Source organism: Pseudomonas sp. KCJK9058, from assembly GCF_046230975.1.
Classification (GTDB): Bacteria; Pseudomonadota; Gammaproteobacteria; order Pseudomonadales; family Pseudomonadaceae; genus Aquipseudomonas; species Aquipseudomonas alloputida.
Window position 1 is genome coordinate 18,003 of record NZ_JBJJLR010000052.1, and the last position, 18,680, is coordinate 36,682.

The 18,680-nt window shown below is 61.4% G+C and carries 16 protein-coding genes; 8 read left to right on the top strand and 8 right to left on the bottom strand.

What is annotated here, in order from left to right; translation table 11 throughout:
* Positions 1–759: 759 nt before the first annotated feature.
* The 8 genes from ACK59Z_RS21960 to ACK59Z_RS21995 all read left to right on the top strand — a co-directional run bounded on the left by ACK59Z_RS21960 (position 760) and on the right by ACK59Z_RS21995 (position 9,197).
* Entirely contained in the window at positions 760–1,998 is a 1,239-nt protein-coding gene (locus ACK59Z_RS21960; protein ID WP_004577198.1) for an OprD family porin, read from the top strand.
* Positions 1,999–2,701: 703 nt separating this feature from the next.
* Positions 2,702–3,508, top strand: coding sequence for an NAD(P)-dependent oxidoreductase (locus ACK59Z_RS21965; RefSeq protein ID WP_108192031.1), 807 nt, complete (start codon positions 2,702–2,704; stop codon positions 3,506–3,508).
* Between the two features lie 22 nt (positions 3,509–3,530).
* Positions 3,531–4,412, top strand: coding sequence for an SMP-30/gluconolactonase/LRE family protein (locus ACK59Z_RS21970; protein ID WP_409293661.1), 882 nt, complete (start codon positions 3,531–3,533; stop codon positions 4,410–4,412).
* A 64-nt stretch (positions 4,413–4,476) separates the two neighbouring features.
* Entirely contained in the window at positions 4,477–5,448 is a 972-nt protein-coding gene (locus ACK59Z_RS21975; protein WP_003254830.1) for a TRAP transporter substrate-binding protein, read from the top strand.
* A 69-nt stretch (positions 5,449–5,517) separates the two neighbouring features.
* Positions 5,518–6,045, top strand: a complete 528-nt coding sequence (locus tag ACK59Z_RS21980; RefSeq protein ID WP_003254832.1) for a TRAP transporter small permease — start codon at positions 5,518–5,520, stop codon at positions 6,043–6,045.
* On the top strand, positions 6,046–7,326 hold the full coding sequence (locus tag ACK59Z_RS21985; RefSeq protein WP_010952322.1) for a TRAP transporter large permease: 1,281 nt from the start codon (positions 6,046–6,048) through the stop codon (positions 7,324–7,326).
* A gap of 53 nt (positions 7,327–7,379) precedes the next feature.
* Positions 7,380–8,303, top strand: a complete 924-nt coding sequence (locus ACK59Z_RS21990) for an EamA family transporter (RefSeq protein WP_003254835.1) — start codon at positions 7,380–7,382, stop codon at positions 8,301–8,303.
* A gap of 24 nt (positions 8,304–8,327) precedes the next feature.
* Positions 8,328–9,197 (top strand): aldose 1-epimerase, encoded by an 870-nt coding sequence (locus tag ACK59Z_RS21995; protein WP_409293662.1) that lies wholly within the window; start codon positions 8,328–8,330, stop codon positions 9,195–9,197.
* 73 nt (positions 9,198–9,270) lie between these two features.
* Here ACK59Z_RS21995 and ACK59Z_RS22000 read toward each other — a convergent pair whose 3' ends face one another.
* From ACK59Z_RS22000 to ACK59Z_RS22035, 8 genes are all read right to left on the bottom strand, one after another.
* Positions 9,271–10,167, bottom strand: coding sequence for a LysR family transcriptional regulator (locus tag ACK59Z_RS22000; RefSeq protein ID WP_108192034.1), 897 nt, complete (start codon positions 10,165–10,167; stop codon positions 9,271–9,273).
* 108 nt (positions 10,168–10,275) lie between these two features.
* Entirely contained in the window at positions 10,276–12,312 is a 2,037-nt protein-coding gene (locus ACK59Z_RS22005) for a pyridoxamine 5'-phosphate oxidase family protein (RefSeq protein WP_409293663.1), read from the bottom strand.
* A gap of 27 nt (positions 12,313–12,339) precedes the next feature.
* Positions 12,340–12,969, bottom strand: a complete 630-nt coding sequence (locus ACK59Z_RS22010) for a glutathione S-transferase family protein (RefSeq protein ID WP_108192036.1) — start codon at positions 12,967–12,969, stop codon at positions 12,340–12,342.
* A gap of 174 nt (positions 12,970–13,143) precedes the next feature.
* Positions 13,144–13,695 (bottom strand): UPF0149 family protein, encoded by a 552-nt coding sequence (locus ACK59Z_RS22015; RefSeq protein ID WP_409293664.1) that lies wholly within the window; start codon positions 13,693–13,695, stop codon positions 13,144–13,146.
* Between the two features lie 91 nt (positions 13,696–13,786).
* On the bottom strand, positions 13,787–14,776 hold the full coding sequence (locus ACK59Z_RS22020; protein ID WP_047603506.1) for an asparaginase: 990 nt from the start codon (positions 14,774–14,776) through the stop codon (positions 13,787–13,789).
* Positions 14,773–15,927: a hypothetical protein gene (locus ACK59Z_RS22025; RefSeq protein ID WP_004576807.1), complete on the bottom strand. Its 1,155-nt coding sequence runs from the start codon at positions 15,925–15,927 to the stop codon at positions 14,773–14,775. The genes ACK59Z_RS22020 and ACK59Z_RS22025 overlap by 4 nt, the downstream gene beginning before the upstream one ends.
* Positions 15,928–15,937: 10 nt before the next feature.
* Positions 15,938–16,834 carry a nitrilase family protein gene (locus ACK59Z_RS22030; RefSeq protein ID WP_003254849.1) on the bottom strand — a complete coding sequence of 299 codons (897 nt, stop codon included), beginning with the start codon at positions 16,832–16,834 and terminating at the stop codon, positions 15,938–15,940.
* Positions 16,835–16,979: 145 nt separating this feature from the next.
* Positions 16,980–18,575, bottom strand: a complete 1,596-nt coding sequence (locus ACK59Z_RS22035) for an FAD-dependent oxidoreductase (RefSeq protein WP_108192040.1) — start codon at positions 18,573–18,575, stop codon at positions 16,980–16,982.
* Positions 18,576–18,680 lie beyond the last annotated feature (105 nt).

Genomic DNA, 18,680 nt, shown 5'->3' on the forward strand with positions numbered 1-18,680 from the left:
GACATAGCCCTCATGTAAAGACGATTGTCATTACACTGCACTGATCGTGGGGACTCTGCAATGGCAGTTTGTCTGCCGGAAGTGACCACAGCGCCATTCCCTTCAAATGAAGAGGCCTCGCCCCTGCCGACAGGAGGGGTACGGCACCAGCAAGGATGCCGGGACTGGACATGCCAGTCTACGTGGTCAAGGGCGAGGCCAGATCTGAAGATAGCGCAGGCTCGGGGATGGGGCCACCGCTGTTACGATTTGATTTTTAACCCTGCCCCCGGTTTGCGGTGCGAGGCGGCCAATGGGGTGGATGGCACGGGCTTTACCCGTGTTCGCGGGCAAGCCCGCGCCTACCAGTAGATCGTGTACGTGCGTGGCATGGTGCATGGCAGTTGTAGTATGTCTGCAGCGCGTTCAGGGTAGAGCCTCTGCCGCTCAGTTTTTGGCGTCTAGTACCTTATTTGCTCTGCGATCAGCCGTTGACAGCCCTCCTCCCCCTTGCTAATAATCGCCCACAGTTGTACGACAACGCATAACAAAAACAACAATCAGTGGAAGAACTCATGTCGACACCCATCCCGCTACACCTACGTCTGTTGCATACCCCTCTTCCCCCGGCCAGCTCGCGTAAACCTGCCAGTACGTAGCGCCCGGTTACCGCGCATTCACCCCTGGCCCTGACCGGCCCGTTATCTACCCGCCCCTGCCGCAGGCCGCTTGCGCGTGCCCGGTGGACGGGCTGCCACACCCTTAGGGAGCACAACAATAATGAAAATCTGCCACACCCTACCCTTCGCCCTGCTTGGCGCCGGGGTTATCGCCGGCCTGCCGGGCACCAGCCTGGCAGCGGGATTTGTCGAGGACAGCAAGGCCACCCTCGGGCTGCGCAACTTCTACATCAACCGCAACTTCACCAACCCCAGCAACCCACAGAGCAAGGCCGAGGAGTGGACGCAAAGCTTCATTCTCGATGCCCGCTCGGGGTTCACCGAAGGGCCAATCGGCTTCGGCGTGGATGTGCTGGGGCTGTGGTCGGTCAAACTCGACGGCGGTGGCGGTACCTATGGCACGGCGTTGCTGCCACGCCATGACGATGGAAAGCCGGCAGACGACTACGGGCGCCTGGCAGTGGCGGGCAAGGCGCGTATTTCCAAGACCGAACTGAAGATCGGTGAATGGATGCCGGTACTGCCGATTCTGCGTTCGGACGACGGGCGTTCGTTGCCACAGACGTTCCGTGGCGGGCAGGTTACCTCCAACGAAATCGCAGGGCTGACCCTGTACGGCGGCCAGTTCCGCGGCAACAGCCCGCGCAACGACGCGAGCATGGAAGACATGAGCTACGGCGGCGGCGTGTCGGACCGTTTCAACTTCGTCGGCGGCGAGTACAAGTTCAACCAGGACCGCACGCTGGTGGGGCTTTGGAATGCGGTGCTGAAGGACGTGTACCAGCAGCAATACCTGCAACTGAGCCACAGCCAGCCGGTGGGTGACTGGACCCTGGGTGCGAACCTGGGCTACTTCCATGGCGACGAGGACGGCTCCGAACGCGCCGGGCAGCTGGACAACAAGACCTACTCGGGGATGTTCTCGGCCAAGTACGGTGGCAGCACCTTCTGGGTGGGGCTGCAGAAAGTCGATGGTGATACCTGGATGCGGGTGAACGGCACCAGTGGCGGGACCTTGGCCAACGACAGTTACAACTCCAGCTTCGACAATGCCAACGAGCGTTCGTGGCAGGTGCGCCATGACTTCAACTTCGTCACCGTCGGGGTGCCAGGGCTGACCTTGATGAACCGCTACATCAGCGGGCGCGATGTGCACAGCGGGGGGGTGACCGATGGCAAGGAGTGGGTGCGTGAAACGGAGCTTGCGTATGTGATCCAGAGCGGGGCATTCAAGGATTTGAGTGTGAAATGGCGTAACTCGTCGATTCGCCGGGATTACAGCAATAACGAGTTTGATGAGAACCGGTTGATCTTCAACTACCCATTGTCGTTGCTCTGATCAAGACCTGCGGGTTTACCCGCGAATACGGTGGTGGCTGCGACGGTGAACGACGGGTGGAGATTGGCCAGCAGGGCCGGCCCTTTCGCGGGGGAACCCGCTCCTACGACGACCTGTGTCCAACCACCGACCTGTGTCCACCCTCGATCAGGTGTAGGAGCGGGTTTACCCGCGAATACGGTGGCGGCGACAACGGTGAACGGCGGGTGGAGATTGGCCAGCAGGGCCGGCCCATTCGCGGGTAAACCCGCTCCTACGACGACCTGTGTCCAACCACCGACCTGTGTCCACCCTCGATCAGGTGTAGGAGCGGGTTTACCCGCGAATACGGTAGCGGCGGCAACGGCGAACGGCGGGTGAAAATTGGCCAGCAGGGCCGGCCCATTCGCGGGTAAACCCGCTCCTACGACGACCTGTGTCCAACCACCGACCTGTGTCCACCCTCGATCAGGTGTAGGAGCGGGTTTACCCGCGAATACGGTAGCGGCGGCAACGGTGAACGGCGGGTGGAGATTGGCCAGCAGGGCCGGCCCATTCGCGGGTAAACCCGCTCCTACGGGCGACCGCGCAGGCCTTTCGCCTTTTCTTATCCGCGAAAAGGCCGGCAAAAGCCGCCCAAGCCTCATTGACAACACACAGAACCACCGCCAATAATCACTCAAGTCATACGACAACCTACAACAACTAACAACAAGAGCCGGCCATGACCACTACCCCCTTCAATCGCCTGCTGCTCACTGGAGCCGCAGGCGGCCTGGGCAAGGTCCTTCGCGAACGCCTGAAAGGCTACGCCGAGGTCCTGCGCCTTTCCGACATCAGCCCCATGGCGCCTGCTGCCGGCCCGCATGAGGAAGTCATCACCTGCGACCTGGCCGACAAGGCTGCGGTGCATGCACTGGTCGAAGGCGTGGACGCCATCATCCACTTCGGCGGGGTTTCTACCGAACACGCCTTCGAAGAGATTCTCGGCCCCAATATCTGCGGCGTGTTCCACGTGTACGAGGCGGCGCGCAAGCATGGGGTCAAGCGCATCATCTTCGCCAGCTCCAACCACACCATCGGTTTCTACCGCCAGGATGAGCGCATCGACGCTCACGCGCCGCGCCGTCCCGACAGCTATTACGGGCTGTCCAAGTGCTACGGCGAAGATGTGGCCAGCTTCTACTTTGACCGCTACGGCATCGAGACCGTCAGCATTCGCATCGGCTCGTCGTTCCCGCAGCCACAGAACCCGCGCATGCTCTGCACCTGGCTGAGCTATGACGACTTGTTGCAACTGATCGAACGTGGGCTATCGACGCCCGACGTTGGCCATACCATCGTCTACGGCGCCTCCGACAATCGCACCGTGTGGTGGGACAACCGCCATGCAGCGCACCTGGGCTATGTGCCCAAGGACAGCTCGGAAGCCTTCCGCGCAGCCGTGGAGGCCCAACCGGCACCCGCCGCCGATGACCCGAGCATGGTCTACCAGGGCGGCGCTTTCGCCGTGGCCGGCCCGTTCAACTGACCCCACGCCAGGAGGCACGGCCATGAACTGCGAACTGATCGTCGACGCCCGTAACGGTACCGGCGAAAGCCCTGTGTGGCACCCCGGTGAACAGGCCCTGTACTGGGTAGACATTCCCGCTCGCCAATTGCATCGCTGGCAAGCGGCCGATGGCAGACACCAGTTCTGGCAAGGCGACGAGATGCTGGCCTGCATCGCCCGCAGCGGTCAGGGCTGGGTTGCGGGTATGGAAAGCGGTATCTTTCAGCTCCAGGCCAGGGTGGACGGCAGCTTGGACAGCCGGCTGCTCAGCAACGTGCAGCACGCCCAGGCCGGCATGCGCTTCAACGATGGCCGCTGCGACCGTCAGGGCCGCTTCTGGGCCGGGACCATGCTGCTGGACATGCAGCAAGGCGCCCATGTGGGTGCGCTGTACCGGCATGACGGCGAAGGCCACTTGCACCTGCAGCAGGACGGCATGATCGTGCCCAACGGCCTGGCGTTCAGCCCCGACGGCAAGCGCATGTACCTGTCCGACTCACACCCCAACGTGCAGAAGGTGTGGGCCTTCGACTACGACACCGACAGCGGCACGCCGCACAACAAGCGGCTGTTCGTCGACATGCGCGGCTACCCAGGGCGCCCCGACGGCGCCGCGATCGACCAGGATGGCTGCTACTGGATCTGCGGCAACGACGCCGGGCAAGTTCACCGCTTCACCCCTGACGGACGCCTCGACCGCTCGCTCAGCGTGCCGGTGAACAAGCCGGCCATGTGCGCCTTTGGTGGCGCCAACCTCGACACCCTGTACGTCACCTCGATCCGCCCCGCGGGCATCGACCTCGGCGACCAGCCACTGGCTGGCGGGGTATTTGCCCTCAACCCTGGCACCAAGGGCCTGGAGGAACCTGCCTACCGGGGCTGAGCCCTACTGCCACACCCACACTTGCACGCCCGAAACCGGATAATAAAAACCACGGAGTTTCATCATGACGTTCAAACGCAAGCTGCTTCTTGCCGTACTCCCGTTCGCCTTCAGCGTGGCCATGCCCGCCTCGGCGCTGGACATCAAGTTCGCCGAAATCCACCCGGCCGGCTACCCGACCGTGGTCGCCGAGCAGAACATGGGTAAAAAGCTGGAACAGGCCAGCAATGGCGACATTACCTTCAAGATGTTCGCCGGCGGCGTGCTGGGATCGGAAAAGGAAGTGATCGAACAGGCTCAGATCGGCGCCGTGCAGATGACCCGCGTCAGCCTGGGGATCGTCGGCCCGGTAGTGCCGGATGTGAACGTGTTCAACATGCCGTTCGTGTTCCGCGACCATGAGCACATGCGCAAGATCATCGATGGCGAGATCGGCCAGGAGATCCTCGACAAGATCACCAACTCCGACTTCAACCTGGTGGCCTTGGCCTGGATGGACGGCGGCTCGCGCAGCATCTACACCAAAAAGCCGGTGCGCAGCCTGGAAGACCTCAAAGGCATGAAGATTCGCGTACAGGGCAACCCGCTGTTCATCGACATGATGAACGCCATGGGCGGCAACGGTATCGCCATGGACACCGGGGAAATCTTCAGTGCCCTGCAAACCGGCGTGATCGACGGCGCCGAGAACAACCCGCCGACCTTGCTTGAGCACAACCATTTCCAGAGCGCCAAGTACTACACCCTGACCGGCCACCTGATCCTGCCGGAGCCGGTGGTGATGTCCAAGACCACGTGGAACAAGCTCACTCCGGAGCAGCAGGTGCTGGTGAAAAAGGTCGCGCGCGAAGCACAGATGGAAGAGCGTGCGCTGTGGGACGCCAAGTCTGCCGCCAGCGAAGAGAAGCTCAAGGCCGCCGGTGTCGAGTTCATCACTGTCGATAAGAAACCGTTCTTCGAAGCCACCGCATCGGTACGCGAGAAGTACGGCGCGCCGTACGCCGACCTGATGAAGCGTATCGACGCCGTCCAGTAATACCAGCCCCTTCCAAGACGACCTCGGCAGTGCGGCCGCCGCCGCCGCCCTGCCGCTTTGGTGATGCCTATGAAATCGCTTTTCCTGAGCGTGAACGACACGCTGTACCGCAGTTGCATCTGGATCGCGGGCCTGTCGATCCTGGCCATGACGCTGATCATCCCGTGGGGCATCTTCGCCCGCTACGTGCTGGGCACCGGCTCCAGCTGGCCAGAGCCAGTCTCTATCCTGCTGATGGTGGTATTCACCTTCGTTGGTGCCGCCGCCAGCTATCGCGCCGGGGCGCATATGGCGGTGGGGATGATTACCGACCGGTTGCCGCCGCTGCAGCGCCAGCTGGTCGCCCTGCTGGTACAACTGCTGATGATCGTGGTGTGCGTGTTCATGACCTATTACGGCACCCGGCTGTGCATCACCACCTGGAACCAGTCGCTGGCCTCGCTGCCCGGTGTGCGGGTCGGCATGACTTACGCGCCGATCCCGGTCGGCGGCGTGCTGACGCTGGTGTTCGTGCTGGAAAAACTCCTGCTGGGCGATCAGAGCAACCGCAAGGTCGTGCGCTTTGATCTGGTCGAAGAAAACGAAGGAGCTGCGTAAATGGAAGCGTTCATTCTGTTGGGCAGTTTCATCGTGCTGATTCTGATCGGCATGCCGGTAGCCTACGCCCTGGGCCTGTCGGCACTGATCGGCGCCTGGTGGATCGACATCCCGCTGCAGGCGATGATGATCCAGGTGGCCAGTGGGGTTAACAAGTTCTCGCTGCTGGCCATTCCATTCTTCGTGCTGGCCGGCGCGATCATGGCCGAAGGCGGCATGTCACGCCGGCTGGTGGCCTTTGCCGGGGTGCTGGTGGGCTTCGTGCGTGGCGGGCTGTCGCTGGTCAACATCATGGCCTCGACCTTCTTCGGTGCGATTTCCGGCTCGTCGGTAGCCGATACCGCCTCGGTGGGCTCGGTGCTGATCCCGGAGATGGAACGCAAGGGTTACCCGCGCGAGTTCTCCACCGCCGTAACCGTCAGCGGTTCGGTGCAGGCGTTGCTGACCCCGCCCAGCCACAACTCGGTGCTGTACTCGCTGGCGGCGGGCGGCACGGTATCCATTGCCTCGCTGTTCATGGCGGGTATCATGCCCGGGTTGCTGCTGAGCGCAGTGATGATGGGCCTGTGCCTGATCTTCGCGAAGAAGCGCAACTACCCCAAAGGTGAAGTCATCCCGCTGCGCGAGGCGCTGAAAATTGCCGGTGAGGCGCTGTGGGGCCTGATGGCCATGGTCATCATCCTCGGCGGTATCCTGTCGGGGGTGTTCACCGCGACCGAGTCGGCAGCCGTGGCGGTGGTGTGGTCGTTCTTCGTGACCATGTTCATCTACCGCGACTACAAGTGGCGCGACCTGCCCAAGCTGATGCACCGCACAGTACGAACCATCTCCATCGTGATGATCCTGATCGGCTTTGCCGCCAGCTTCGGCTACGTGATGACGCTGATGCAGATCCCGTCGAAGATCACCACGGCGTTCCTGACCCTGTCGGACAACCGCTACGTGATCCTGATGTGCATCAACTTCATGCTGATGCTGCTGGGCACAGTGATGGACATGGCGCCGCTGATCCTGATTCTTACCCCGATCCTGCTGCCGGTGATTACCGGTATCGGCGTGGACCCGGTGCACTTTGGCATGATCATGTTGGTGAACCTGGGTATCGGGCTGATCACCCCGCCGGTGGGAGCGGTGTTGTTTGTCGGCTCGGCCATCGGCAAGGTGAGTATCGAGTCGACGGTGAAGGCGCTGATGCCGTTCTACCTGGCGCTGTTCCTGGTGCTGATGGCAGTGACTTACATTCCAGCGATCTCGCTGTGGCTGCCTAGCGTGGTGCTGTAATTATGACCGGGGCCGCTTGGCGGCCCCTGGGCTCTTGCAAATGGATCCTGCACATGGCTGTTCCCTCCTCAGCTGTACCGCTTTTCCCCCGCAAACTGGCCATCGCCTTGCTCGCCCTGCTGGCCTGTTCATTCGCCGGCAACCACATCGCCGCGCGCATCGCCTTCGATGACGGCACCGGCGTGCTGCTGGCGATTCTCTGCCGCTCTGGCATCACCTTCCTGGTACTGGCCGGGCTGCTGCTGTGGCAACGCCAGGCCCTGGCCCTGCCCGCTGGTGCGCGCCGGTGGCAGCTGCTGCTCGGCCTGCTGATTGCCACCCAGAGCCTATGCCTGTACTCGGCGGTGGCGCGTATTCCAGTGGCTTTGGCGCTGCTGGTGGGCAACACCTTCCCGATGCTGCTGGCGCTGCTCACCTGGGCGCTGGGCGGCGCACGCCCCACGGGCCGCACCGTACTGTTCATGGGCCTGATCCTGTGCGGCCTGGTGCTGGCGCTGGATGTCCCGGCACGCCTGGCCGACAGCGCTGCGGCCAACCCGCACTGGGTGCCAGGGGTCAGCCTGGCCTTCGGCGCCGCCTGTGCCTTTGCCTGCGCCTTGTGGATCACCGACCATAAACTGGCCAGCGTGCGCGGCCCCGTGCGCAGCCTGCTGACTTTGCTGATCGTGTTCTCCAGCATGCTGGTTGCAGGCGCAAGCGGCGTGATGCCGTCCGGTTTGTCACTGCCAGGCAGCAGCAGTGGCTGGGCGGCCTTGGCCAGCCTGGTAGTGCTGTATGGCTTGGCCTTCACCTTGCTGTTTGTTTGTGTGCCAAGGCTGAACATGGCGCAGAACGCCCCCGTGATGAACGTCGAACCCATCGCCACGCTACTGCTGGGCTGGGCCTTGCTCGACCAGCAACTCGGCACCCTGCAATTACTCGGCGGCGCGGTGGTGGTATGCGGCATCGTGCTGCTCACCTACCGTCGGGCCAATTGATCGTTCATTTAAATGGAGCCTTGAATGTCTGTGACCGAACTGCACCTGCAGGACCGCCTGACCCGCCTGAGCCTGGCTCCGGAGTTGGGCGCCAGCCTGGTCAACTGGGAAGTGAAAGCGACCGGGCAAACGCTGCTGCGCCATTCCGACCTGGCCGCACTGGAAAGTGGTACGCCACGACGCCTCGCCTGCTACCCACTGGCGCCTTGGTCCAACCGCATTGGCGAGGGTGGCTTTGCCCGACCCGAGGGGTGGCAGGCACTGGCACCCAATACCGGGCATGACCCTTACCCGATCCATGGCAGTGCCTGGCAGCAGGCCTGGCAGGTGGAGCACCACAGTGAACAGCGAGCACGGCTGACGCTAGACAGTGCTTTGCCGTTTGCTTACCGGGCCAAGCTGGATGTGCATCTGCATGAGGGGTGCCTGAACCTGGACCTGCATGTAACCCATCTGGATGAGTCGGCCAACTGGTACGGGTTGGGGTTGCACCCTTACTTTCCGCGGTATCCCGATACCAAGTTGTACGCATCGGCACGCAAAGTGTGGCTGGCCGAGGATGGGCGGTTGCCGTCGTACCAGGCCGAGGTGCCCGAACAATGGCGCTTCAATGCCATGGGGCGTTTACCCGAGACAGTGGTTGATCACGCCTTCAATGGCTGGCCAGGGGAGTGTGTGATCGAACAGCCCAGCGCGGGTTATCGACTGGCGTGCAGTGCCAATGGGGCCGAACACTTCTTGCTGTATTGCCCGCAGGGGCAAGGTTTTTTCTGCTTTGAACCTGTTAGCCACCCAATCAATGCGCATCACCTGCCAGGGCGACCAGGGTTGCGGTTGCTGAACCGGGGGGAGGCAATGACCCTGGGGTTCAGGATGCAGTATCGGGCGTTGTGAGCGGGCTGCCTGAAAAAGGGCCGTCACGATAGCGAACATTGTCTGGCGCCATTTCTCGACGCGCTGAACGACCTCAATCCAGCTGCTGATCTCGCAAAGTTTGCGCCAGCATGTCGATAAAGGCCCTGACCTTGGCCGAGCCGTACTTGCTTTCGCGGTGCAGCACATGAATGGGCCAGGGCGCCTCTTCGTACTCGGCCAGCAGCACCTGTAACTGCCCGCTGGCCAGTTCGTCTGCCACCTGGTACGACAGCAGCCGGGCAATCCCCAGCCCGCCGCTGGCAGCTGCGATTGCCCCGTCATTGCTGGTTACCGTCAGCCGTGGCTTCATGCGCACCAAGGTCGGCTCGTCGGTCACTCCGAAGCGCCAACCCGCACGCGGCGACAGGTTGGTGGTGCCGATTATCGCATGCCCGGCCAGGTCCGACGGATGCGTCGGCACACCATGGCGCGCCAGGTAGTCGGGCGAGGCACACAACATGCGCCGCACCCTGCCCACCCGCAACGCCTTCAACCCGGAGTCGGGCAACGGCCCGATGCGCACGGCCACGTCCATACCCTCTTCGACCATGTTCACCACGCGGTCGAGAAAAAACGCGGAAACGTCGACTTCCGGGTACTGCTGCAGGTAACGGACAATGCACGGCATGACGAACTTCTTGCCGAACAAGATCGGCGCGGTCACCGCCAGGTCGCCCCTGGGAGTCGCGTTGATGCCGGCAGCGGCTTCATTGGCCTCGTGAATACTGGCGAGAATGTGCCGGGTGTCTTCCAGATAGCGGCCGCCGGCCTCGGTCAGACGCACGCTGCGTGTTGTGCGCAGCAACAGTTTGACCCCGAGCTGCTCTTCCAGGGCGCTGACGGCGCGGGTGACGGCGGCCGCAGAAATGTCCAGACGGCGGGCAGCCGCGGCGAAGCTTTCCAGCTCGCCGACGGCGACGAATACCTTCATCAGGTGGATCTGGTCCATGCGGGCTCCTGAGGGTAATGGGGCGTGCGGATTATCGTTCATCCGGATGCGTGGTGTTAGCTGTGCCGGCCTCTTCGCGGGCAAGCCCGCTCCTACGACTGGCTTGAATCAGACATCCAGCACCAACGCCTGCATCCCCTCCTCCCCCTTCGCTGGCACAGCACAACAGATCAACACCGACCCTGCCTCCGGCAACTCTGCCGGCGGATTCGGATAATGCACCTGGCCGCTCACCAGCCGGGTCTTGCAGGTACCACACGAACCACCCCGGCAACTGAACTCCGGTGCCAGCCCACGCGCCTCGGCCAGTTCCAGCAAGGTGCCGCTACCGGGAACCCAGCGAGCCTCCTTGGCCGACGCAGCAAAATACACCGGCACCGGTTCGTCGGCGGCAGGCGGCTGTTGCAAGATTGGCTGGTCTGCGTCGGTGTGCCGCCGCAGCGTCGACGGGCCAAACGCTTCGGCGTGAATCCGCGCATCCGGCACATGCACCCCACGCAGCCCTTCGTAAAGCTGCTGGGTGAAGCTACCCGGCCCACACAGGTAGAAATCGTAGTCGTCCAACGCCAGCGTTGCCTTGACCTGTTCGATACCCAACCGGCCGGCAAACTCGTAATCACGACCGACCTGCGCGTGCCCTTCAGGCTGGCTCAGGGCGCGGTGTATATGCAGTAGTTCGCCAGCCTGTTGCTGCAAGGTCGCCAGTTCCTGCTGGAACGGCAAGTCGGCCAGGCTGCGTGCGCCATGGAACAGATGAATGCGCCGGGCCTGCCCCGTCCTCAACTGCTGACGCAGCATGGCCAGCAACGGCGTGATGCCCACGCCCGCGCCGATCAGCACCAACGGGCGCGTGCTTTGCTGATCAAGCGTGAAGCTGCCCATCGGCGGCCGCACATTCAACACCTCGCCGGCCACAACGTGCTCATGCAAATACCGAGAAGCAGGGCCTTGGGCTTTGACGCTGATGCGCAAGAATCCATCGTCGGGGGCACTTGAAAGGCTGTAGGTGCGGATCAGCGCCGGCTCGCCATCACGCGTCACCTGCACAGGCAGATGCTGGCCAGGGGCAAAGGCCACACGGCAGCCTGCCGGTGGTTCGAGATAGAACGAGCGGATGTCGCGGCTTTCCTGCTCCACCCGCAGCACCCGCCAGGCCAGCCATTGGCGCTGTTGTTGCCGCTGCTCCAGGCGCGCATCGGCCTCGGCCCAGGTACCGGTCATCAGACTGGTCGGCGCGTACTCCTTGAAAGCCCAGCGCAGGGCAACGGCTGCCGGACGCCACACCACCTGCTCGACCTGCAGTGTCCATAACCGCTCAGCGCCTTCAAAGGCCTGAATGGCCGGGCTGTCCAGCAGCACCTCGGCACGCCCGTACAGTTGCAACACGTTGCCATTATTGAAGTCGATGAACAGCAAGCCGGCCCGCGGGTTGACTACCAGGTTACCCAAGGTGTTGAAATGCAGATTGCCAGCATAGTCGGGAATGGTGAGCCGATTGCCTTCGACCTTGATGAACCCTGGCCGGCCACCACGGTGGGAGACATCCACCGAGCGCTGGCCGTCAGCATGCTCGACATAGCTGGCGACGAAGAAGGTATCGGCCGCCTGGATCATGCTGACGGTTGAGGTATCCAGTGTTGTCGCATCGATGCGCCCGAGGGCCGGTTCGGTGACGCGGGTGTAGTCACGCAACTGGATGTACTGCGGGCAGTTGCCAAACGCCTGCTCTACGGCCACTTGCAGTTGCCCTTGGGCAGCGTGACGGATCTGCCCGTTGATGCGATTGCGCCGACGGGTGTGCAGTTCGATCCCCAGCAGGCCGACCGCCTGCCCGGCTGCCAACCCGGGGGTGGCGGGGTCATCTGCCGGCAACGTGGTGTGGATCGTCAGCATACGAGGGTCAGGCGAGCTTACGAACCCTTCTGGCCCTTCCAGCAGCGTGGCCCAAGGCCGACCCTGGGCATCCACACTGGCGGCGACCATGAACGGTAACTGGTGATAGAACGTCCGGTGCTGGTCGGGCATGTGGTCACGAATGACCTTTTGCCCGAACGCCTCCATGCGTTCTGCTACACCGACCTTTTCCTGCAGGGTCTTTTCACCCGCATGCCAGGGCGAGGGGCGGTGATCAGGAGATTGTTGCATGGCGGCGTTCCTCGCGATGGCGGGGTTTCAGGCGTGGGTTTGCAGCCCGATCACGGTGCGCGGCATGGGGACGAAGCGCGGCAGCGCCTCGATCCGTGCCAGCCAGTTGCGCACATTGGCATAGGGCTCCAGCGACACGTTGCCTTCGGGGGCGTGAGCGATGTACGAGTAGTTGGCAATGTCCGCGATGGTGGGTGTGCTACCCGCCAGGAATGGCGTGTTGGCCAACTCGGCATCGATCACCTTGAGCAAAGTGTGGGCGCGGGAAATCACTTCGTCGGTATTGAACGAAGCCCCGAACACCGTGACCAGGCGGGCGGCTGCCGGGCCAAAGGCCAGCGGGCCTGCGGCGACCGATAGCCAGCGTTGCACCCGGGCGGCGGCGGCAGGTTCTTCGGGCAGCCAGGTACCGTTGTCATACTTTTTGGCCAGGTAGACGAGGATGGCGTTGGAGTCGGCAATCACCGTGCCGTTGTCATCGATGACTGGAACCTGGCCGAATGGGTTGAGGGCGAGGAAGTCCGGCTGCTTGTGCGCGCCTTTGGCCAGATCGACGAACACCAGCTCGGTGGGCAGGTTCAGTAGCGAGAGCATCAACTCGATGCGATGGGCGTGGCCAGACTTGGGGAAGTTGTAGAGCTTGATCGGGTTCGACATGGGCTTGGCTCCTGGTCAGCGCCGGGATGGGGCTGATGGAGCACATGCTGCACTGGATCGGCTGGCAGCAGAATCAGTGCGCAGGGGAAACCATAATTTCGCTGGGCGGAATAATGGTTTCCAAACACTTGCGCTGGCGCCGGCAGGTGAGCACTAGCCCATGCAGATATCAGATCAGTGCCGCTTTTTGAAATGTCGGTACAGCCCGCGCGCAGCCTCGACCACCTGCGGCACACAGGCCTGGATATCCTCTTCGCTCATCTGGTCCAGCAGCTCGAAATTATCTTCCAGCCCATGTAGCGAAATGGCCTTGAGCAGGGGGGCCTGCTCCGGTGGCAACTCGCCCCAACCGGCAATCTGGGTACCGCGCATGTAGCCGAAACACCACTCCTCCATCACGATCACAGTGCCCTGTTCGCCCTCGCTTTCCTCGAACAGCGGCTCGAACTGGTCGACACCATTGCTGAGTTCTTCTGCCACCTGGCTGGCATAACGCAGCATCAATGCCGTGTAGGCCTCCTCATGCGCGGGCTTCTTGAACTTCGGTACCTTGCCACCCGCCACCGCGGGCAGCCATTGCTCCGGGTGGACAGTGATCGGCGAACTGGCCAGCGCGACGAAAAAGCCATTGAGCTCGGCCAGGTTCAGCACCGAGTAGTCATTGCCATAGGTGATCAGCAGGTCTTCGAGGCGGTCGAGTTCTTTTTTGCTGAGTACGGGGAGCATGGGTAAAAATCCTGGGGAGCAAAAGTGTGTGCACCCTAGCACAGCAACGCCGGAAGGGCTGCCCGCGCGAACGACCGCGCGGGCAGATGGTTCAGGGCTGCAACCAGGCCTGCAGCTCATGTTGCCGGTCGGCGCCTATCAGCAGCCAGAGCAAGATGCGGCACTTGCGCGGGCAGAGTGGCCCAGCCATGTAGACGCCTTTTTTCTGCAAGTCGATTTCTGCACCAGCAAACCCGTAGGTTGCCCGGGCTGTAGGCCCTCTCCCTGTGCGTGTAGCAACCAATACCGGCAAGGTGGGCGCCAAGTGTTCCAGCACTTCGGACCAACTGGCAGAAACATGACCAGCACCGAAACCGGCGATGACCAACCCTTCGTAACCCAGTGTGGCCACAGCCTGCAGCAGCGCCGTGTCTGCGTCCAGGCAGGCCTCCAGCAGGGCAACGCGCTGGTCGATGCGATACGGTAACGGCAACACTTCCCGCCGCCCAGGCGGATGGCGATACAACACGCTACCCTCCACAACGTCGCCCAACGGGCCACATCCGGGTGACTCGAATGCCGCCATCGCCAGGCTGGCCGTCTTGCGAACCCTTGCCGCGCAGTGGACCTGATCATTCATGACCACAAGCACACCTCGCCCATGGCTGTCTTTTGCCAATGCAACCTGGGCCGCAGCCAACACGTTGGCCGGCCCATCATTGCCCGGCTGACTCGCCGAGCGCATGGCACCCGTCATCACCAATGGCACCTCGAATGGCCAGAGCAGATCCAGGAAATAGGCCGTTTCCTCAAGGCTATCGGTCCCTTGGCTCAATACCAAGGCCTGAGCTCCGCGCTCCACCTCGCCCCGGGCCCATGCCAGCACCTCCAGCAACGTCGCGAAGTCCAGCGATGCACTGGGGAGCAGGCACAATGAAGCAACGTTCAACTGTGCCATCTCGCGCAACTGTGGAACCTGAAGCAGTTGCCGCTCACAATCCAGGCTTGGCGTCACACCACCCCCAACCGCACCGGCCCGCATACTGACCGTGCCGCCCAGAGTGGCGATCGACAGCCTGGGCAAGCTCGAATGTTCACTCATGCTTCTCCCCCCACAACCAAACCGACTACCGGCACGATGCCCAGCGTGCAGATGGCCATCGACACCACATTGCCGATGTAGCCATGCACATAGGCCGGCAACCGCTGAGTGATCGCCACTGCCAGCGGCGGAGCCAGCAGTGCACCCAGCACTGCACTGGCCACCACCACTTGCCAACTGCCGCCATGTGTCAAGACCGCGGCCGGGACGATCGACACAATCGGAATGTAGGTGGGGTACCACCCACGGGCTTTCCACTGTCCACGCCAGCATACAACCCCGACCAGGGATGCCAGGGCCTGCCCGGCCACCATCTGCATCACCAACATAGAACCGTATGACAGTGCAGCCGGGCTCAACAGGTATGCCAGCAACACACCCAGCAATAGCCCGAGGCTGGCCAGTTCATTACCAAAGAATGGGGCTTCGCTGAAGTCGGCCAGAACGCGCCGCAAAGTCCAGACCACACCGTAGTCAGGCTGATTGACAACCGGCGCCACGACGGTGGGTTCACCGCATTGGCGTACCCATGAAGGAAAGCGCTTGCACAGGATGAAGGCCACGACGCTTGCCACAGCCATGCCACTCACATTGCCCACTACCACGGGCAACTGCAGGGGATAACACAGGTAATTGACCATCAGCAGGCTGGCCGGTGTTACCAGTAGTGCCCCCAGTAGCGCCCCCGTGATCGTCACCCGCCAGCCCGCACCAAAAAGCAAGACCATGGCTGCCGGCAATGACACGAAGGCAACGAACGTTGGTTGCCAGATGCCACTGGCCAAGGTCCATCCCCACAACGCATGGCTGAGCAGCAAGCCCAAGAGCGAGCTGGTAAACACCCATGGCCATAATCCGCTGCCATAGCAAATGGCAAAGCCCTGCCAGCGGTACCCTCGCACCTGCGCCCAGTGCGCCAGGCACGCGCCCAGCAGCAAGCCCAGCGCGGGTAGTTCGTGCTTGTAGAAAGCCACTTCACTGATATCACCAACAATCCAGCGCAAGCGGCTGAGCGGCTCATCGAGCGTCGCCACCCTCTGTGCATAATCCAGCCATTGGCCATGGGCAAGGCTTGCAGCGAGAAACACCAGCAGGCAGCCGAACATCAACACAAGCCAATGCTGCTGTCGTGAGAAGAAGTGCGTGTTCATTCGCAACTCCTCAACGTGGCATAGGTGCATGCAAGCGATAGCCAAGGGTGGCATCGTAGAGGTCGGTTCGCCGGTCTCTTGGCAGGTCGTTGAGGCTGTTCCAGATCGGTGCCGACCGTGCACTGCTCAAATCGACATCGGCATAGATAATCTCCTCGGCTTCTGCACTGCCCACCTCGCCGATCGGCCAGCCATGAGTACCGGCGATCAGCGAGCAGCCCAGGAAGCGCCCGCCCCGCTCACTGCCGACGCGGTTCGCGGCGGCGATATAAACGTTGTTGACATGCGCTGCCGTCATGGTCAGGTACGAGGCCATGCAGCGCCCTGCATCATCGAACAACGGCGGCGGGGTCCATACCCAGTTGTTGAGGCTGCAGATGATGTCGGCACCTTGCGCGGCCATCACCCGTGGCACTTCCGGGAACCAGATGTCCCAGCAGATCAGCAGGCCGATACGGCCGATAGGCGTCTCGAACACCGGGAACCCCAGGTCACCAGGGGTGAACCAAAGCTTTTCCTGGTTCCACAGATGCGCTTTGCGGTAGTGCCCGAGCAGGCCTTCGGGGCCAAACAGTACAGCACTGTCGTATAACTTCAGCCCGTCACGTTCGGCAAACCCCGCAGCCAGGTATACCTGGTACTGCTTGGCGAAGTCGGCCCAGGTTTTCAGGCAAGGGCCGTCCTGCAGCACCTGCGCATGGGAATAGGCTTCGGCACGGGAGTTGAAGGTGTAGCCCGTGTTGGCCAGTTCAGGCAGTACGATCAGGTTGGCACCTTCGCGTGCTGCGCGCCGGGCCAATGCCAGGCCTCTGCTCACGTTGCTCTCACAGTGTTCAAGACCGACCTGAGGGTCGTACTGGATGACAGCGATACGTACGGGGCTGACGGGGGAACAGGATTCAGACATGGCGGCTTCCTTCTTGTGGTTGTTTTGGAAGGACGCCAGTAAAGCGATGTTGGGTCAGGGAGCGACAGTCAGGAGAGTCCTATGGAACCAAAGGAAAATCACACAATGGCAGTAGGACTCCCCCTACAAAATGACCCGTACGCCGTTATTTCCCAACCTGATAGTGGGGGTAGTACTCGAGGGTAAAGTCACCATTGAACTCGGCTGACGTGTTGTTGCAGAGGTTGATGACCGTATCGATTGCCGTGCGCAAACACGGCTCGGTCCATCCAGCGTCAACTGAGAAGGACTCGCCAGCCAGATACAGCCCTGAGCGCGCACTCAGGTCTCGGTTGTATTTCATCAGGTTTACAGCATCAAAGTAGGTACCTGCCCTATACAACTTCGCGCACCCGAGCGCATTTCGATCTGTGATCCAACGCTGTATGCAAATATTTCGAGTATCGACGTAAGGTGAAATAGCCTCCCCCACATTGGTGCAGCGTAGAAGGATCCGATCGAGCTCCTTCAGACATTTACTCGCCAACTCCGCATCAGAGAAGGCTGCCAATTTGGTAGCGTCATCCTCCCAGGTATAACTGAGGAGAATGCAGTCATCTGGATAGCTATCGTTGTACCGATAGGCATAGACATCGTGCACAAAGCTATCGGTAATCAGAATTTGCGGCATCGGCTTGTGGTCGAGGAAACTTTTCTTCAACGGTGCATAGACCTTGCAACTGGTCTCCCAATGGGCATGCTTCCAGGCATCGATAATCGGCTGCGGCAACATCTGGCGGGTGAAGCCGCTGAGGCTGATGTTGGTTTCGATCAGCCATGACGGAGTGGTCATGATTACGCTGTCGAAGTCTTCATATTCGGTGCTCTCGTGTAACGGATCACTGCATCGCCAACGGTATCCGACCCGAATACGGCCACTTTCCAGCTTCTGCACCGCACACACGGACGTATCAGTCAGTAGCCCATCACTTGTTTTCAGAAGATGTTCATATAGCGAGATCCCACCCATGCCGACGTCTAGGTGCAAAAGGCTTTCGTCGAGGGCCGCAAGTCCGAGATAAGCTGGCCCTTGAAACGGCAATCCCCTGCTATCAGGGATATTGTTTGCTTCAAGATGCGGCGCAGTGTAAGGCACCCCTCCTGAATCCACACGGCCATGCACCAACTGCAAGTGACTGCTGAAGCCAAAGATTGCCACACGTAGCGGGTACAGGCAGCAAACATCATAAAATGCTCCCCAGCTGCCATCGCCAATACCGATTGCATAGAAAATGGCTGACTCGTCACTGCTCATGCCCAAACCGCCAAAGTCACCGGGGTTTTCAGGATCCCAGGCAGCAAGGGCGGGCAAATGCACCAGATCCCTGAACGACAGTCGATGATAGCGTTCGACGATTTCCCGCCATATCGACTCCCAGCTTGACGTGCCATAAACCGCGGCAACATGTTCAGCAAATTGCTGAGCAAAATTGCGCCATTTCTCGTAGACCTGCTGCAAGGCTGCCGTAGGGGGTGGGGTTTCGCCTGACGGATTACGCCAGATCAAAAGACCCGGGTCACCTTCCCCTTCTAATTGACCTTCGCGAAGATAAATTCCCGTAGCATTCACCCAAGGTGTACCTGGGTTAGGGAAGTCAGAAATCCGCAGCTCGAACAGCTTTGCGTAATAGGCCATGAGCGAGCGACCCTCTTTAGGCGACTCTCCAGTCCTATTGAAGAACGGCATGCGCATCGCCCCCATTTCAAAAGGGGTTGCAGGTTGCTTGTGGCTTGCTGAGCTGTTCACGACCCAGGCTGTGTGAAAACGCCCGCAGTTGTCTAACCTTCTGACCGTCGTGATCGTGGT

Coding starts and splice junctions, on each gene's coding strand:
- ACK59Z_RS21985 (WP_010952322.1), top strand. CDS start 6,046: ATGGAAGCGTTCATTCTGTTGGGCAGTTTCATCGTGCTGATTCTGATC.
- ACK59Z_RS22020 (WP_047603506.1), bottom strand. CDS start 14,776: ATGAGTGAACATTCGAGCTTGCCCAGGCTGTCGATCGCCACTCTGGGC.
- ACK59Z_RS22005 (WP_409293663.1), bottom strand. CDS start 12,312: ATGCAACAATCTCCTGATCACCGCCCCTCGCCCTGGCATGCGGGTGAA.
- ACK59Z_RS21970 (WP_409293661.1), top strand. CDS start 3,531: ATGAACTGCGAACTGATCGTCGACGCCCGTAACGGTACCGGCGAAAGC.
- ACK59Z_RS22035 (WP_108192040.1), bottom strand. CDS start 18,575: ATGGGGGCGATGCGCATGCCGTTCTTCAATAGGACTGGAGAGTCGCCT.
- ACK59Z_RS21960 (WP_004577198.1), top strand. CDS start 760: ATGAAAATCTGCCACACCCTACCCTTCGCCCTGCTTGGCGCCGGGGTT.
- ACK59Z_RS22030 (WP_003254849.1), bottom strand. CDS start 16,834: ATGTCTGAATCCTGTTCCCCCGTCAGCCCCGTACGTATCGCTGTCATC.
- ACK59Z_RS21990 (WP_003254835.1), top strand. CDS start 7,380: ATGGCTGTTCCCTCCTCAGCTGTACCGCTTTTCCCCCGCAAACTGGCC.
- ACK59Z_RS22010 (WP_108192036.1), bottom strand. CDS start 12,969: ATGTCGAACCCGATCAAGCTCTACAACTTCCCCAAGTCTGGCCACGCC.
- ACK59Z_RS21975 (WP_003254830.1), top strand. CDS start 4,477: ATGACGTTCAAACGCAAGCTGCTTCTTGCCGTACTCCCGTTCGCCTTC.
- ACK59Z_RS21965 (WP_108192031.1), top strand. CDS start 2,702: ATGACCACTACCCCCTTCAATCGCCTGCTGCTCACTGGAGCCGCAGGC.
- ACK59Z_RS21980 (WP_003254832.1), top strand. CDS start 5,518: ATGAAATCGCTTTTCCTGAGCGTGAACGACACGCTGTACCGCAGTTGC.
- ACK59Z_RS22000 (WP_108192034.1), bottom strand. CDS start 10,167: ATGGACCAGATCCACCTGATGAAGGTATTCGTCGCCGTCGGCGAGCTG.
- ACK59Z_RS21995 (WP_409293662.1), top strand. CDS start 8,328: ATGTCTGTGACCGAACTGCACCTGCAGGACCGCCTGACCCGCCTGAGC.
- ACK59Z_RS22015 (WP_409293664.1), bottom strand. CDS start 13,695: ATGCTCCCCGTACTCAGCAAAAAAGAACTCGACCGCCTCGAAGACCTG.
- ACK59Z_RS22025 (WP_004576807.1), bottom strand. CDS start 15,927: ATGAACACGCACTTCTTCTCACGACAGCAGCATTGGCTTGTGTTGATG.